Origin of the sequence: Aequorivita marisscotiae (genome assembly GCF_029814825.1) — a bacterium.
GTDB classification, from domain to species: Bacteria; Bacteroidota; Bacteroidia; order Flavobacteriales; family Flavobacteriaceae; genus Aequorivita; species Aequorivita marisscotiae.
Map to the genome: position 1 here is coordinate 1,444,676 of NZ_CP122379.1, position 16,931 is coordinate 1,461,606.

13 protein-coding genes are annotated in these 16,931 nt (G+C 36.5%); 8 read left to right on the forward strand and 5 right to left on the reverse strand.

The annotated features are described in order from the left end of the window. Nucleotides 1-13: 13 nt before the first annotated feature. On the forward strand, nt 14-1,246 hold the full coding sequence (gene clpX / locus QCQ61_RS06595; RefSeq protein WP_279449977.1) for an ATP-dependent Clp protease ATP-binding subunit ClpX: 1,233 nt from the start codon (nt 14-16) through the stop codon (nt 1,244-1,246). Nucleotides 1,247-1,681: 435 nt separating this feature from the next. Here clpX and QCQ61_RS06600 read toward each other — a convergent pair whose 3' ends face one another. Beyond that, nucleotides 1,682-3,202 carry a GH3 auxin-responsive promoter family protein gene (locus QCQ61_RS06600; RefSeq protein ID WP_279449978.1) on the reverse strand — a complete coding sequence of 507 codons (1,521 nt, stop codon included), beginning with the start codon at nt 3,200-3,202 and terminating at the stop codon, nt 1,682-1,684. Nucleotides 3,203-3,324: 122 nt separating this feature from the next. Here QCQ61_RS06600 and QCQ61_RS06605 point away from each other — a divergent pair, with 122 nt between their 5' ends. Then, nucleotides 3,325-4,119 carry a DUF2797 domain-containing protein gene (locus tag QCQ61_RS06605; RefSeq protein ID WP_279449979.1) on the forward strand — a complete coding sequence of 265 codons (795 nt, stop codon included), beginning with the start codon at nt 3,325-3,327 and terminating at the stop codon, nt 4,117-4,119. Between the two features lie 3 nt (nt 4,120-4,122). Here the strand turns inward: QCQ61_RS06605 and QCQ61_RS06610 are convergent, their stop codons facing one another. Next, nucleotides 4,123-6,795: an AsmA-like C-terminal region-containing protein gene (locus QCQ61_RS06610; protein ID WP_279449980.1), complete on the reverse strand. Its 2,673-nt coding sequence runs from the start codon at nt 6,793-6,795 to the stop codon at nt 4,123-4,125. Between the two features lie 150 nt (nt 6,796-6,945). Here QCQ61_RS06610 and folK point away from each other — a divergent pair, with 150 nt between their 5' ends. From folK to QCQ61_RS06640, 6 genes are all read left to right on the forward strand, one after another. Then, the gene (gene folK, locus QCQ61_RS06615; RefSeq protein ID WP_279450243.1) at nt 6,946-8,073 is read left to right on the forward strand and encodes a 2-amino-4-hydroxy-6-hydroxymethyldihydropteridine diphosphokinase; all 1,128 of its coding nucleotides are present in this window, start codon (nt 6,946-6,948) and stop codon (nt 8,071-8,073) included. Between the two features lie 97 nt (nt 8,074-8,170). After that, entirely contained in the window at nt 8,171-9,103 is a 933-nt protein-coding gene (locus QCQ61_RS06620) for a pseudouridine synthase (RefSeq protein ID WP_279449981.1), read from the forward strand. Between the two features lie 311 nt (nt 9,104-9,414). Then, complete coding sequence (locus QCQ61_RS06625) at nt 9,415-10,812, forward strand: arginine decarboxylase (protein WP_279449982.1); 1,398 nt, start codon at nt 9,415-9,417, stop codon at nt 10,810-10,812. Continuing rightward, nucleotides 10,802-11,755, forward strand: coding sequence for an agmatinase (speB, locus tag QCQ61_RS06630; RefSeq protein WP_279449983.1), 954 nt, complete (start codon nt 10,802-10,804; stop codon nt 11,753-11,755). Before QCQ61_RS06625 ends, speB begins: the two co-directional genes overlap by 11 nt. Continuing rightward, nucleotides 11,745-12,722, forward strand: a complete 978-nt coding sequence (locus QCQ61_RS06635; RefSeq protein WP_279449984.1) for a deoxyhypusine synthase family protein — start codon at nt 11,745-11,747, stop codon at nt 12,720-12,722. The genes speB and QCQ61_RS06635 overlap by 11 nt, the downstream gene beginning before the upstream one ends. Nucleotides 12,723-12,903: 181 nt before the next feature. Then, on the forward strand, nt 12,904-14,442 hold the full coding sequence (locus tag QCQ61_RS06640) for a GNAT family N-acetyltransferase (RefSeq protein ID WP_279449985.1): 1,539 nt from the start codon (nt 12,904-12,906) through the stop codon (nt 14,440-14,442). Nucleotides 14,443-14,491: 49 nt separating this feature from the next. Here the strand turns inward: QCQ61_RS06640 and QCQ61_RS06645 are convergent, their stop codons facing one another. The 3 genes from QCQ61_RS06645 to QCQ61_RS06655 are packed head-to-tail and all read right to left on the reverse strand — an operon-like array spanning nt 14,492 to nt 16,838. Further along, nucleotides 14,492-14,944 carry an RES family NAD+ phosphorylase gene (locus tag QCQ61_RS06645; RefSeq protein WP_279449986.1) on the reverse strand — a complete coding sequence of 151 codons (453 nt, stop codon included), beginning with the start codon at nt 14,942-14,944 and terminating at the stop codon, nt 14,492-14,494. 2 nt (nt 14,945-14,946) lie between these two features. Continuing rightward, nucleotides 14,947-15,414, reverse strand: a complete 468-nt coding sequence (locus QCQ61_RS06650) for an Xre family toxin-antitoxin system antitoxin (RefSeq protein WP_279449987.1) — start codon at nt 15,412-15,414, stop codon at nt 14,947-14,949. 38 nt (nt 15,415-15,452) lie between these two features. Further along, the gene (locus tag QCQ61_RS06655) at nt 15,453-16,838 is read right to left on the reverse strand and encodes an MptA/MptB family glycosyltransferase (protein WP_279449988.1); all 1,386 of its coding nucleotides are present in this window, start codon (nt 16,836-16,838) and stop codon (nt 15,453-15,455) included. Between the last annotated feature and the right edge of the window lie 93 nt (nt 16,839-16,931).

Below are 16,931 nucleotides of genomic sequence, written 5' to 3' on the forward strand. Positions count from 1 at the left end.
GAAAAAAAATAATATGTCGAAAGAAGATTTAGAATGTTCCTTCTGCGGTCGTAAAAAGGCTGAAACCAATTTGCTCATTGCAGGATTGGACGCTCATATATGCGATCGATGCATTGAGCAAGCCCACGGCATTGTGGTAGAAGAAGCCTTGCACTCAGGCAATACGGAACTGTCCAAAGATTTAATGCTGAAGAAACCAAAATTGATAAAAGCCTTTTTGGACGAATACGTTATTGGACAAGAATTTACCAAAAAAGTAATGTCCGTGGCGGTTTACAATCACTACAAACGATTGCTTCAGCCAAAAAGCGATGACGATATTGAAATACAAAAAAGTAATATAATTATTGTAGGGCAAACAGGAACGGGAAAAACATTAATTGCAAAAACAATTGCAAAAATGCTAAACGTACCTTTAGCCATTGTAGATGCCACTGTTTTAACCGAAGCTGGATATGTAGGCGAAGACGTTGAAAGTATTTTAACACGCTTGTTGCAAGCTGCAGATTATAACCTTGAAAAGGCAGAAAACGGAATTGTATTTATTGACGAAATAGATAAAATAGCCCGTAAAAGCGACAACCCATCTATCACACGAGATGTTAGTGGTGAAGGTGTACAGCAAGCCCTTTTAAAACTTTTGGAGGGAACTACGGTAAACGTACCGCCAAAAGGGGGTAGAAAACATCCCGATCAAAAATTTATTGAAGTAAATACCGAAAACATTCTCTTTATTGCTGGGGGTGCTTTTGATGGTATTGAGCGGCATATTTCAAAACGATTAAATATGCAAGCCGTTGGATTTACAGCATCTTTAAATGAAAATCAAGTGGAGCGCGAAAACATGCTTCGCTATATTATCCCGAAAGATTTAAAGGATTTTGGCCTAATTCCAGAAATAATCGGTCGTCTTCCGGTATTAACCTATATGAATCCGCTGGACAAGGAAACGCTTCGAGCTATACTTACAGAGCCTAAAAACGCAATTATTAAGCAGTACAAAAAACTGTTTGAAATGGACGGGATTGATTTTGTGATAACTGATGAAGCGCTAGATTTTGTAGTAGAACAAGCTATAAATTACAAACTTGGCGCACGTGGACTTCGATCGTTGTGCGAAGCCGTTTTAACCGATGCTATGTATGAAATGCCTGGCACAGACGAAAAAACCGTTCGCGTCACCAAACAATATGCCGAAGAAAAACTTAATAAATCATCCCTTAAAAAGTTGAAAGCGGTTTCTTAAGTTATACCTTCCTAAAAAGTAAAAACCTCGAGAGTATTATTCTCGAGGTTTTTTTTATGCGGGTTAGTTAGTCTTCTATGGAGATGCAATAATCGAATTATTCTTAGTATGTAGAATCTTATTTTGCATTTGTTCCTTTTTACATTTCAGATTGTATCCAGCTACTTCACCTTCGTTATTAACTGCGGTTGTGGTCGCGCAAGATGAAAGCGCCACACTAAAAATTAAAAGGATAACTATGCAAAAATTATTTTTCATTTTAAACCAATTTATTTGATTGACACAAAAATACGGGCAAAGCGCGACGCAAAAAAAAATTTTAGCCGAACGTCGAGGATAATCGATGAACTACATTTAAACCGATAAAATTTCGGTAAAACGCATTAAATCAACTATTTAAATTTGATTGAAATTCTTTATAGAAAGGCAGGTGGATTAGGTTATTTTATTTAATTGTAAAAGTTCTTCCAGTAGATCGCGTGTATTTGAAAGTCTCGGCACCTTGTGTTGCCCACCTAATTTGTTTTTATGCTTTAGCCAATCATAGAAAAGATTTTCTCTAGCATGATGCACTTTTGGCGCATTTAAGGTTGTATTGTTAAAGCGTTTTGCTTCATAATCGCTATTTAAATCTTGAAGCGCAGAATCTAAAAGTTCCGTAAAAGTATTTAAGTCTTGCGGAGGATTTTTAAATTCAATAATCCATTCGTGAGCCCCTTTGTCTCTACCATTCATAAAAATGGGCGCTGCTGTATAATCTACAATTTCGGCATTGGTTAGATGCGAAACTTTGCGGAGGGCAGTTTCGGCGTTTTCAATAATTAATTCTTCACCAAATACATTTATATGGTGTTTTGTTCTTCCGGTAACTCTTATTCGGTAGGGATTTGTAGAGGTAAAGCGAACGGTATCACCAATTTTATATCGCCAAAGACCTGCATTAGTAGTAATAACAATGGCATAATTTTTACCCTGTTCCACCGCACTCAAAGGGATTACCGTTTCATCGGAGCTTCCGTAACCATCCATTGGTATAAATTCATAAAATATTCCATAGTCCAGCATTAATAGCAATTCCTTATTCTCGTTGCGATCTTGTATAGCAAAGAATCCTTCGGAGGCATTGTAAATTTCGTAATATCGAAAATCGCTTTTTGGCAGTAAGTTATTGTACTGCTCTATATAGGGGTCAAAATTTACTCCGCCGTGAAAATAAACTTCCAAATTGGGCCAAACTTCAAAAAGATTATTTCTTCCGGTAGTTTCAATAACTTGGTTTAATAAAACTAGCATCCACGAAGGCACTCCGGCAAGACTGGTTACATTTTCTTTTATAGTTTCATTTACAATGGCTTGCATTTTTGTTTCCCAGTCGCCCATGAGCGAAACTTCGTTGCTAGGTGTACTGCTGTATTCGGCCCAAAACGGCATATTATCTATTAAAATTGCTGAAAGATCGCCAAACACGGTGCCATTTTCCTCGTACAATTGTTTGCTTCCACCAAGCCTTAAACTTTTGCCCAAAAACAAATTGGCATCGGGATTATTGTTTAAATACATACACAGCAGGTCTTTGCTGGCGGCATAATGACAGTTTTCTAAAGAATCGTTGGTAACGGGTATAAATTTACTTTTGGCATTTGTAGTGCCGCTAGATTTCGCAAACCACTTAATGGGTGTGGGCCAGAATATATTAGATTCTCCTTTGCGCGCACGTTCTATTTGTGGTTCGAAGTCTTCGTACGTAGTAATAGGGACTCGCGCCGAAAATTCGCGATAGGTTTTTATAGATCCAAAATCGTATGCTTTGCCAATTTCGGTATATTTTGCTTTTTGCAATAAATTAAATAGTAGTTCTTCCTGCACTTCAATAGGATACTTCAAAAAAAGGTCTATTTGATGAAATCTTTTTTTTAGAAACCACGAAGCAATAGAATTAACAATGGGGATTGGCATATTTTTCTGCTATCTTTATGCTATAAAAATAACCATTTTATAATTACGATTTCCTCTTTTTTTGAAGTGATATTTTACAAGATTTCTTTGGAAATGATTTCGACTTAACTTTTTTTAAATAAATGAATTACGAAGGCCTACTTACAAAAATGCAAACTGAAAATGGATCTCCCATTCAATACTACCTCGTTTTTGACAATGATTTTTTAAATGTAAACCAATTATTGAATAAGTTGGTAACTATTAATTTTCTGAATTATCAATGTTTAAATTGTGGCCTTCAAAAGAAAATCTATCGCCAAGGGTTTTGTTACGATTGCTTTTTTAAAATTCCACAAGCGGCAGATTGGATTATTAGTCCCGAAAAAAGCAAGGCGCATTTGGGCATCGAAGAGCGCGATTTGGCATACGAAGAAAAGGTACAATTACAACCCCACGTTGTGTATCTTGCCAATAGTAGTAGTGTAAAAGTTGGGGTAACGCGCAGATCGCAAATCCCCACACGTTGGATTGATCAAGGAGCGCACGAAGCAATTGAAATAGTAGAAGTGCCCAATAGATACCTCGCCGGAATTACAGAGGTTGCCCTTAAAAGTTTTGTTAGCGATAAAACCAACTGGCGGGCTATGTTAAAAAACGATATAAAGGACGAAGATCTAGTTGCGTGGCGCAACAAGTTAAAGCAGTACATTCCCGTGGAAGCTGCCGAATATTATTTGGAAAACAATACCGAAATAAATCTTGAATTTCCGGTTTTAACCTATCCCGAAAAGCCAAAATCATTAAACCTCGAAAAAAATCCTTTTTTCGAAGGCACTCTTAAAGGAATAAAAGGACAATACTTACTTTTTGAAGACAATACGGTATTTAACGTTCGCGGTAATGAAGGTGCGGTGGTGCGTATTACAGTAAACTAAATTCTAATTCCCAACTTTAGGGGTTTGGGATGCTTTGGTAGAATCTGCTCTCTTTTTTCTTCCGCCCAAAATTCCGCCCAGTACATCTTTAATTATTTGTGTGTTTTGCTGCTGGGTAGTTTGTTGCTGATTGTTAGTGTTCGTATTGTTTTTTGTAGAATCAGTCTTCGTTCCGCCAGAAAATACTTCTTCTAATAGTCCAGTTCCCTTATCTATCAATTTGTCTTTTTGCTTTGCTAAGATTTGCTTGGTTAGTGTATTTATTGCGTTTTCAGGATCAAGTGAAACTTGCGGATTTGTAAAGGTTCCTTTTAAACCAATGGGTAGCGCAACGCTCATGGCATCGGCTTCCTGCGGATTCAAATTTTGAAGCAGTTTTGTAACATCACTTCCCAAATATTTTGCGGGTACATCCATCGTTAGGTTGTAATCTATAGATTTGTCCAGCCCATGGGTTCCGGCCACCGCAACGTTAATTCCTTTAATATCAAAATCAAATGGTTTTACTTCTATTTTACCATTATTGAAGGTGAAATTTGTGCTCACGTCTCTTAAACTCAACCTGTCTAAATTTAAAAATGAAACTTTTTTGCCTAGGGCTGAAAGTAAGGGTGTTTGTTGCGGATCTACTTCGGCAGTGATGATTTGGGCCAGAGCAGTCCCCGCCAGTGTAGTTAATTTTGGTGAAAGATCGTTTGTAAGTTGGCCGTTTAATTCAAATTTTGTGTTTAAACTGCCTTGCAATGCTTTTGCAATTGGCACTAAATACTTAAACATTTCCAACTTTTCGAAAGATTGTTCAATGTCAATTTTGCTTAAATCCAAAACCATTGCGAAAGATGGAGTTTCACTTTTGGTAGAAACATTTCCTGAAAGCGCAATGTTTCCACCAAAAATATTTGAGGTAAAATTGCCGATGGTTATGGCTTCATTTGCAATTGTGGCAGTGCCTTTTGCATCTTTTAATTCCAAGTTGTCATAAATTAAGTTATTGGCCTTAAAATTTATTGAAGCATTCAAAAAATCTGGAATTTTTACACCGTCCGACCTTGCAGTTTTTTGAGAATTATCGCCGCTTTCTTCTAAATTATTTTTAGATGAAGAGGAATCTGAAGCCATAAAATCATTCACATTAAAAGTGTTTGATTGCACGTTAAACTGACCTTTTAAATCTTGTTTGCTCATTAAAAATGGAATGAGGTTTTTAATATTTCCCGAAGCTTTAATGTCAGTTTGGCCGGTTGATGCGTTTAATTCTTTTAATGTAAAAACACCTGGTTGTAGCGACAAATTTGCGTTGGCCACATTTAATTTGTTTTTAAAACCTGCATCGTATTTAAAATTATTCAGGCTCGCGGTTCCGCGGGCATCTATCTTATCATAATGCTCCTTTTCAACCGATTCCATATCAAAATTCGCGATAATATCTGCTTTAAAAATGCCGCTGAGTTTTTGTTCCATTTCAACAGGCAGGACCTTTTCAATATTCGCTAAATTAAGTGTGCCCTGCATTTCTAAATTAACTAGTGGATTTTCGACCATATTTTTTATACTTCCCTTCAGTCTAAAAGGTTCGCCATCTATCATAAAGTTGAAGGTTGAAATATCTAAAAAAGTATCTTTTAGTAATCCAGTTTCGTTTTTTAATTGTACGTCTATGGTTATGTTTTCAACAGTTTTTGGCAGCTCTGGATATTTAAAGGAAGCGTTGTTGCTCGCTATTTTTATATCCATTGTCGGAATGTGTGTGCTATCAACAATTCCTTTTAACATACCATTTACGGTGAAATTCCCTGTAGTTTTTACATGGCTTATTTGCTTCACATACGTTTCTGGAATAACGGCCAGGAAATTTTTAAAGTCGGAAGACGGCGTTTTAAAAGTGAGATCTATTTGGTTGTTAGCCTCGTTCACTTTTACAAAACCGTTAAAAGTTAATGGCAGCTCATTGATTTTGGCTTCGTTTTCAAGAAAAGTGTATTTCAGGTTTTTTAAATCTATTTTAAAGATGGCGTCGAGTGAAAGTCGGTTTTTAGTCAAATATTCGGTATTGTCCATCCGGAACGAGGCAAAAGCTTCAGTCTGGGTATCTAGATTGCTAATTTCCTGCGAAAGATCGCCGCGGCCCGTGTGTTGTACGTTGGTGAGAGTTAAAAAAGTTTTGTTCCCCACATCGGCATAATGAACACGTGAGTTTTTTATTTCGTATTTTTTTAAATCGAATGTAAATCCACCATTTGTTTCTTCTTCGCGCGTAGTTGCCGGTGCATCTTTTTTAATGGCGATATCGTAATTGGTATTTCCGAGTGAATCAATTTTAATGTTTACAAAAGCTTCATCAAGAAATAGGGCGTCCACTTTAATGGTTTCAGTGCTGTTTTTAAAGAGTTGCATAATGCCCATATTCAGGGAAAGCGATTTGCCACTCGCCAAGGTATCGCCTTTAAATGGTGCGTTATTAATAATGCTGAAATTATTTACTTGCAACGAAGCATCGGGAAAACTGCTAAAAAAACTCAAATCTAAATCACTCCACGATACTGTAGCGTTGAGGTTTTCATTAATAGTACGCTTCAACATTTTTTCAAGACTGCCTTTAAAAATAAATGGTGCCGCAACTAACAATAACAGTAAAATACCGAGTATAATTCCTATGATTTTAAACGCTTTCTTCATAAAAGATTTTGAAAATTTATTTTTGATAATTGCTTTTAAAACAACTTCTTAAAAAGCCGCTGTCACGCAAAATTTATATCTGGACGCAAATTTACTTGGTAGTCTTTTTCTTTTCCTTAATTTCGTCTTAAATGTTAAAATTTGGAACCAATTAAACCTTTGCTAAACGTTTATCTTTCCCTTGGCAGCAACATGGGCAATCGTTTTGAGAATCTTCAAAACGCGGTTAATTTATTGTTTGAAGAATTGGGAAGTATCGTAAAGATTTCTTCAATATACGAAACGCCCGCAATGGGTTTTGACGGCGACCCATTTTTAAACTGTGCGGTGTGGATGCAAATAGATTTAAAACCTATCCAGATTTTAAAATCAATTCTTGAAATTGAAAAAAAATTGGGCCGAAAGCGAAACACTTCAAAAAGCTACACCGCTCGCCCCATAGATATAGACATTGTTTTTATTGACAATTTAATAATTGCAACAGATAAGCTTACCGTGCCGCATCCTGAAATGACAAAACGGAACTTTGTATTACAGCCCTTGGCAGATTTAAATTTGCATTTGGAGCACCCAATTTTGAATAAAACTATTGTTGAAATTCTGGAAGATACAACAGATACGAGCGAGCTTCAAAAACAGTCAAAATGGTTGAGCAATCCAATGCGCGAGTTTAATATTTCGCAATACAATTATATTGCCATAGAAGGTAATATTGGGGCAGGGAAAACAAGTTTGGCAAGTAAAATAGCAAACGATTTTAATGCGAAATTAATATTGGAGCGGTTTAAAGACAACCCGTTTCTTCCTAAATTTTATGAAGATGCTGCGCGTTATGCCTTTCCTTTAGAAATGTCCTTTCTCGCCGATCGCTACCAGCAACTGGTTGATGATATAACGCAATTCGATTTATTTAAAGAATCGGTAATTGCCGATTACGATGTAAACAAAAGCCTGATTTTTGCGAGTATAACGTTGCCTGAAGAAGAATATGCCTTGTATAAAAAACTTTTTCAAGTAATGCACAAAGATGTGCCAAAGCCAGATATGTATATTTATTTATATCAAAATACCGAGCGATTGCTTGCAAACATAAAAAAGCGCGGTAGAAAATACGAGCAAAGTATTGCGGCAGAATATCTTCAAAAGTTAAATGCAGGGTATTTGGAATTCATTAAAAACCAACATTCCGAAAACATAAAAATTATTGATATTTCTGAAATGGATTTTCTAAAAAACCGAGCAGATTATTTAAAGATTCTATCCGAAATAGTTTCATAAAAATGAAACAGTTAGCCGTTGCAATTGTCGAAAGTGTACAACATTTTATAAACTGCAAATGCCTACATTATTTCATTACCTTTGCAAAAAATTAATTATGAGCAGACAAGATAATAAAAGTAGTGGAAAAGCTTCGGGGCGAGGTGGAAATAACCAGCGTAATAGAAGTAGTGCAAGAGGAAATGCTCCATTAAAATCAGATTCTTCACCTAGAAAAACGGCTAGACAAGCAGATCCTTCGGCAAAACCAAAGTTGAGGTTCGATAAATCTGGAAAAGAAATAGGCCGAAGAGAAAGACCGGTAAAAGAAATAAAAAAGAGCAATCCTGAAGATGGAATTCGTTTAAATAAATACATAGCCAATAGTGGGGTTTGCTCGCGTCGAGAAGCCGATACATTTATAGCCACGGGCTTGGTTACCGTAAACGGAAAAATTATAAATGAAATGGGATATAAGGTTCAGTTATCAGACGACGTTCGTTTTGACGGTCGCCGCTTGAATCCGGAGCCAAATACTTTTGTTTTATTGAACAAACCCAAAGGCTTTGCCACAACAGACAGTAACTCCAAAGGAATGACAGTGATGGATTTGGTTGCCAATGCAACTACCGCTAAAATTAAACCTTTTGGTAGATTGGGAAGAAATGCCACTGGATTATTGCTCTTTACAAACGACGATGAGTTTGTACAAAAATTCTTGAAAAAAGGAATTCCAAGACTTTTTCATATTGAATTGGATAAAAATTTGAAAGCCGAACATCTGCAAAAAATTAAGGACGGTCTTACCATTGGGGGTAAAGAAATAGCTGTGGACCAAATAAGTTATGTTGACAATTCGCCAAAAAGTGAAATAGGTTTAAAAATCAGACATACTGGAAACAGTGTTATCCGAACGATCTTTGATCATCTGGGCTACGATGTAGTTCGTGTAGATTGTGTAACGCTTGGCCCATTAACAAAAAAAGATTTACCGCGCGGCCGATGGAGAACGCTTACTGAAAAGGAACTCAACATGTTTAGCATGTTATAAGCTAAAGTGAAAATTTTTCAGGTTTTGTAAATTATTAAACTTTTTTTGGCACATTTGTACTGTAAATATTTAGCAGATAGTATCTTTAAAATAGTTGGTTTTTGAATAATTTCAGAAACAAATTTATAAATGAACAACACCTTAGCGCTTTTAATTGCTACTTGCCATCCTGTTAAAGGTAAAGAACATACTTTACACACTTTGCCTATTCACATATAAAACTTCACGTTAATATTATGTTATACCTTCAGTTTTTTGGAGCATACGTAAGGAGATTTTTTTAATTTACACAATAGAACCAAAACTAAATAATGAATACTAAGTATATAGATTTAATAGACCAAACGTATTATTTTCCACAGGAAGAGTTTAAATTGGGCGACAATGGCCTTGAATTCCACGATGTAGATTTAATGGCGCTGGTAGAGCGTTATGGGGCGCCCTTAAAGTTTACCTATCTTCCAAAGATTTCGGAAAACATAAATTTAGCCAAAAATTGGTTTGCAAATGCTATTGAAAAAAACAATTACAAAGGCAGTTATAACTACTGCTACTGTACAAAAAGTTCGCATTTTAAGCACGTTTTAAACGAAGCCCTAAAAAATGATATTCATATAGAAACTTCTTCGGCTTTTGATATTGATATTGTAGAACGATTAAAGAAAACCGGGAAGATTACAGATAAAACTTATGTTATCTGTAATGGCTTTAAGCGCGAGCAGTATATTGCCAATATTGCACGACTGATTAATGATGGTCACGAAAACTGTATTCCTATTATTGATAATTACGAGGAGATTGAATTGCTTACTGACAGTATTGATAAACACTTTAGCGTAGGTATTCGCATTGCTTCGGAGGAAGAACCTAAATTTGAATTTTATACTTCCCGATTAGGAATTGGGTATAAAAACATTATTCCTTTTTACGAAGAGCAAATTAAAAATAACGAGCACGTAGATTTAAAAATGCTTCATTTCTTTATCAATACGGGTATTCGCGACACGGCTTATTATTGGAACGAATTGGTAAAGTGCTTAAAAGTGTATGTTCGACTTAAAAAAATCTGTCCATCGTTGGATAGTTTGAATATCGGTGGTGGTTTTCCTATAAAAAACTCGCTGCATTTTGAGTACGATTATCAATATATGGTAGATGAAATACTCAACCAAATTAATATTACCTGCGAAGAAGCAGATGTACCTGTACCGCATATTTTTACTGAATTTGGTAGTTTTACCGTTGGGGAAAGCGGTGGCGCTATTTATGAAATTCTCTATCAAAAACAACAAAACGACAGAGAAAAGTGGAATATGATAAACTCTTCATTTATTACAACTTTGCCAGACACTTGGGCAATCAGTAAAAAATTTATTATGCTGCCCATAAACCGTTGGAACGACGAGTATGAAAGAGTATTGCTGGGAGGGTTAACTTGCGATAGTGATGATTACTATAACAGCGAACAAAACATGGCGGCTATTTACCTGCCAAAGTTTAAAAAGGAAAAACCTTTGTATATTGGCTTTTTTAACACTGGGGCATACCAGGAAACCATTGGAGGTTTCGGGGGCTTACAGCACTGTTTAATTCCACAGCCAAAACATATTTTAATAGATAGAGATAAAAACAACACTATAACAACCGAACTTTTTTCTGAACAACAAACAAGCGAGCAATTGCTAAACATTTTAGGTTATGAGCACTAAGACGTATGCAGGAATCCCGCAAAAATATGCGGCCCTAGAAACATCAAAAATTGTATTGATCCCAGTTCCGTACGATGGAACCAGCACTTGGCAAAAAGGGGCCGACAAAGGTCCAGAAGCATTTTTAGATGCTTCGGAAAATATGGAGCTTTATGATATTGAAACCCAAACAGAGGTTTATAAACAAGGGGTTTACCTTGCCGATGCCATTACAGAAAATTCATCGCCCGAGGCTGTAGTTTCGGAGGTGCATAAAACCACGAAAGATTATATTAAACGAAATAAGTTCGTAACTATTTTTGGTGGCGAGCACAGCATTTCCATAGGAACTATTCGCGCATTTAACGAATGTTTCGATAATCTTACTGTCCTGCACATTGATGCACATGCAGATTTGCGAAAGGATTTTCACGGAAGCACTTGCAATCACGCCTGTGCAGTGTATGAAGCTAGCCAAACAACAAATTTGGTGCAGGTAGGTATTAGAAGTATGGATGTTGCCGAAACCCGTGTAATGGACGAAGAAAAAGTTTTCTTCGCCCATGATATGGCTAAGGATGAATACTGGATGGATAAAGTTATTGAAGCTTTAGGTGAAAATGTATTTATCACTTTTGATCTTGACGCTTTGGACCCTTCAATTCTTCCTTCAACCGGAACACCAGAACCGGGTGGGCTATTTTGGTATGAAACGCTCGATTTTTTAAAACAAGTATTTGAAGATAGAAACGTGGTAGGCTTTGATATTGTTGAACTTTGTCCGAACCCGGAAGAAAAAGCTTCCGATTTTGTTGCGGCCAAACTTTATTATAAAATGTTGACCTATAAATTTTCGGGAACTGAAGAAGGCGACGAATACGAAAGTAACTTTAACCTTTCCGCGCCACTCGATACAGGCAAAAAAGGAAATTCAAAATTTAACACAGAAGAAGATGAGTACTAACAAAGGATCCATTTCACAATTTATTGAAAAATATTACCTTCACTTTAATGCCGCAGCCCTTGTAGATGCTGCGAAGGGTTATGAAGCGCAACTTGCAAAAGGTTCAAAAATGCTCGTTTCTTTGGCTGGTGCAATGAGTACCGCCGAATTAGGGAAGATTTTTGCCGAAATGATTCGCCAAGATAAGGTGCAAATAATCTCTTGTACGGGCGCAAATCTCGAAGAAGATATTATGAATCTTGTAGCTCATAGTCATTATGAACGTGTGCCACATTACCGCGATTTAACTCCGCAAGACGAATGGGATTTATTGGAAAGAGGAATGAACCGGGTAACAGATACTTGTATACCGGAAGAAGAAGCTTTTCGAAGAATTCAAAAACACATAGTTAAACTCTGGAAAGATGCTGAAGCAAAAGGCGAACGATACCTCCCGCACGAATATATGTACAAGCTACTTTTAAGTGGTGTTATGGAGGAATATTACGAAATAGATTTAAAGGATTCTTGGATGTATGCCGCTGCCGAGAAAAATCTTCCGATTATCTGCCCAGGATGGGAAGATAGTACAATGGGTAATATTTTTGCGAGCTACGTTTTAAAAGGTGAACTGAAGGCTTCAACCATGAAAAGTGGGATTGAATACATGACATTTTTGGCAGATTGGTATACCGAAAACTCAAAAGACGGAATTGGTTTCTTCCAAATTGGCGGTGGTATAGCTGGCGATTTCCCGATCTGTGTGGTGCCAATGTTATACCAAGATATGGAACGCCCAGAAACGCCATTTTGGAGTTATTTTTGCCAAATAAGCGACTCAACTACTAGTTTTGGTAGCTATTCCGGGGCCGTACCTAACGAAAAAATTACTTGGGGCAAACTGGATATTAATACTCCAAAGTTTATAATTGAAAGTGATGCAACTATCGTAGCGCCATTGGTTTTTGCCTATATTTTAGATATGTAATCCAGTTAGCAAAATTAAATACGGCAATCCGCAGTTAATATTTCCCTACCAAATGATTAGGAGATTGGCTGCGGATTTTTCGTTTGATTCTCAAAAGTTAGGGAAGAAAGGCAACTTGCTTAAAAACTACTCACAAAATTCTTCATTTAAAAAACAATAAGCTTAGTTAAAAAACAAAATAATGGATCCACAGAAGATTGATAATATAGAACTAAAGTTTTTAACTCTTAAAGACTACGAAGCATTAAAGAATGCAACCATACAATCCTATGGCGGTATGCCAAATAGTTATTGGAAGATCAATGAGATTGGTAATCTGATAGATATTTTTCCCGAGGGGCAGGTGGTTATTATGGCCGATGGCGAAATAGCTGGCTGTGCCCTTTCCATTATTGTAGATTTTGATGAATTGGGTGAAAAGCACACATATCAAGATATTACAGACGATCCAACTTTTAAAATTCACGACCCCGAAGGCGATGTGCTTTATGGAATAGACGTTTTTATTCGTCCAGATTTTCGTGGTTTGCGTCTGGGTAGAAGATTGTACGATTATAGAAAGGAACTTTGCGAAAACTTAAATTTAAAAAGCATTGTTTTTGGGGGTAGAATGCCGAATTATCACTTACACTCAGATAAGCTTTCACCTAAACAATACATCGAAAAAGTAAAGCGCAAGCAAATTGACGATCCTGTACTGAATTTTCAAATTTCGAACGATTTTCACCCGGTGCGTGTGTTGAAAGGTTATTTGGAAGGCGACAAAGCCTCTGGCGAGTTCGCGGTTTTAATGGAATGGGACAATATTTATTATACAAAACCCGAAAAAAAACCAAAGCCTTCTGCTATTAAAAGTATAGTGCGGCTTGGACTTATTCAATGGCAAATGCGGAGCTATTCCGGAATGGAAGAATTAATGCACCAAGCCGAATATTTTATAGATAGCGTTGCAGGATATCGTTGCGATTTCGCAATGTTCCCTGAGTTTTTTAACGCACCACTTATGGCAAAATACAACCACATGAGCGAGCCAGATGCCATCCGCGAATTGGCTAAATACACTAAAGAAATAACCGAAAGATTGTCACAGCTATCTATTTCATATAATATAAATATCATCACGGGTAGTATGCCCGAAATGGTTCGTGGCAAACTTTATAACGTAGGTTATCTTTGTCGTCGCGATGGAAGCGTGGAGCGTTACGAAAAAATACATGTAACCCCGGATGAAGAGCGCGTTTGGGGAATGGTAAACGGAAATTCCCTAAAAACATTCGATACAGATTGCGGAAAGATTGGCGTATTAATTTGCTACGATTCTGAATTTCCCGAACTTTCCCGGTTGCTTTCTGATGAAGGAATGGATATACTTTTTATCCCCTTTCTTACCGATACTCAAAATGGTTATTCCCGAGTGCGTCTTTGTGCGCAGGCCCGGGCCGTTGAAAATGAGTGTTATGTTGCTATTGCAGGAAGCGTTGGAAACCTACCGAAAGTACATAATATGGATATTCAGTATGCTCAAAGTGCTGTGTTCACTCCATGTGATTTCTCCTTTCCAAACAACGGAATTAAAGCAGAAGCAACCCCAAATACTGAAATGATTTTAGTGGCCGATGTGGATATAGATTTGCTTCGTGAATTGCATACTTTTGGTGCGGTTCGAAATTTAAAAGATAGAAGAAAGGATTTTTATAGATTAGAACGGGTAAAAAAGTAATATTTTTAAATTATCACTGTCGTAAAATATATGCTGCTTATTGTTCTGTTCAATTTGTTTTAATCCTTAGGTCAAAAACAAAATCTTTAATCTCCAGTATTTTAAAACAGCTAATTTCGGCCAATGGATTTATAAGATAGTTAAATTCCTGCGGAATAATAATGGAAGGAATTTTTATGATTGGGTGTTTATCCTCTAACAATTTTGACCCAAAATCTTTAGTAGATTTCGGTGCTGGAGTTTCGCTCCAATTTCCTGGTAAATCTTTTATTTGAAGGGTATGAATTTGTGTTTCGTCAATTTCGAAAATGCAAAGGCTTAAAGCTCGTGGAATATAATCTAAATCTATATTAACAGCATATTCCAACACAGAGAGAGCCCGGCTCTCTGAAGTATATATACATGGCGTATCAACATGGTTCCAGCGGCCGCCAAAAAGTTTGGAGCCTGTTCCGTTTAAATCTTGGGCATATTGGGTTTTACCAATTCGAAAAACTTTCATCTTTAAGAGTAAACGCCATAAGCAATGCGGCCGATTAAATTTCTTATTTCCTCACGGCCAAATTGATTGTCCATAAGATCAAATGGCTTGGCCCCAGCAAGTGCTTGGTTGGGAGCGAACATCCAACGGTTGAACTTTTCCTTATCTTCAAAGACTCCATATCCAAAGGAATAAATTTCTGCTACCGCAATTATTCCTTCACTAATATGATCATTAAATTTTTGTTCGCCCCTTTTATTAATAAGCGTAGCTCGCGTAACGGAAAGTGCCTGCGCCAAAGCCTCATAATCTAGCGCGGTTTCTTCCTTTAGTTTTTTTAAATAGGCTTTGGTAATACCGCCACGCACAATTCGCATTTTTTGAATGGAAGTCATTTCTACCAATGGAACTGCCAAATTACCATCATAAAAATGGGTTGGCGCCTCTTCGGCAAAATGAAGGGTGGTAGGGGAATTATACTGCTTTTTCATGATAGTTTAAATTTATACTTACAATAGTATAAAAATAATCATTTTAAATTAGGTTTCAAAATATTTGGCCGCTTTTTTAAATTGAAAAGATCATTTTTAATTATTTCGAAAATGGCAAAACCAAATACCAAAATATATTCAACAGCCACCAGCCAAAGCTTTTCATCAAAACCGTTTTTTCCATAAGCGGAGTAACTTAAAACAATTAAAAAACTCCATACAATCGGGAATTTATATTTGGTAAAAACCGAAAGCAAAAGCGGCGTGGCAATGTACCAAGGATGAACGGTGGTTGACAGTAAAAAGTACACTGAAATTGCAAAAAGCATTGCGGTAATTAATTGTTGCGGTGTTTTATTTTTTCTGAATAGAGCAACCGCCAAAATATATAGTAAAACCAAAACTGGAAGAATTTTCCCCGCAGTTCCAATAATATTCCAACCCACAATTTGGAAACCAATCCAACGGATTATGTAATACACGCTCGCATTAAACTCAAAACTCTGAAACCAAAGAGAAATGGTTGCAGAGAAGTTTTGAATGAATTCCCAAGAAAGAAAGGGAAGAAAAGTTATTAAAATAGTTAAACCTATTACAGCATAAAAACTTAGGAGAGATGTTAGGTTGAGCGCAGTTGGAACCTCTTTTTTTGAAAACCATTTAAAAAACAATGGTAAGAACAACAAGGGAATCAACTTAACCGAAACTGAAACCGCTATTAAAACTGCGGCCCAAAACCATTTTCCTTTAAAAAGTAAATAAAGTGCCCAGATAAAAAAGAAAAGCATTACCCCTTCAAAATGCAGATTTCCTGTTAGTTCAATAATTATAAATGGATTGAGAAAATACCAAAAAATGTTCTTTACCGGAAGATTTATTTTCTCTAACAATCTTTTTCCGAAGTAAAGTATACCAATATCTGCTAGAATCATAATTACTCGAAAAACAATAACAGAGCCCAAAATACTCTTGCCTGAAATTAACGCTGCAACTGTATATAAGAATTGGTTTATTGGTGGGTAATTACTGAAATGACTTGCATTAAGCGAGCCCATCCCGTTAATCAATTCGGTTGATTGTTCTATTGTCACTCCGAGCGCAATCGAGGAGGCTGGTGTAAAAAGATACGGGCTTATGCCTTGCGCCAACAAGCGGCCATCCCACAGAAAGCGATAAAAATCCTGCGAAAGATTTGGGATTGTGGCCATAAAAACCAATCGAAAAATTATTCCTAAACAAGCTAAAAACCAAAAATTAAGTTTTAATCTTTCAATAAAAATATAGGCTATAAAAAATAGGGTAACGTATAGCGAAATCAATTTTAGAAAATCACTGCGCTCTAGATGGTATCCAAAACTGATGTAGAATACGATAGCGGCTATCGAAAAAAGTAAAGGAATTTTATAGCGTTCAATGAAATTCACAAACCGTAATAATTAATCGTTAAATAGAAATTCATGAAATCCAAAATCGTCAATCACCAATCATCAATCATCAATCGTTAATCAACAATCGTC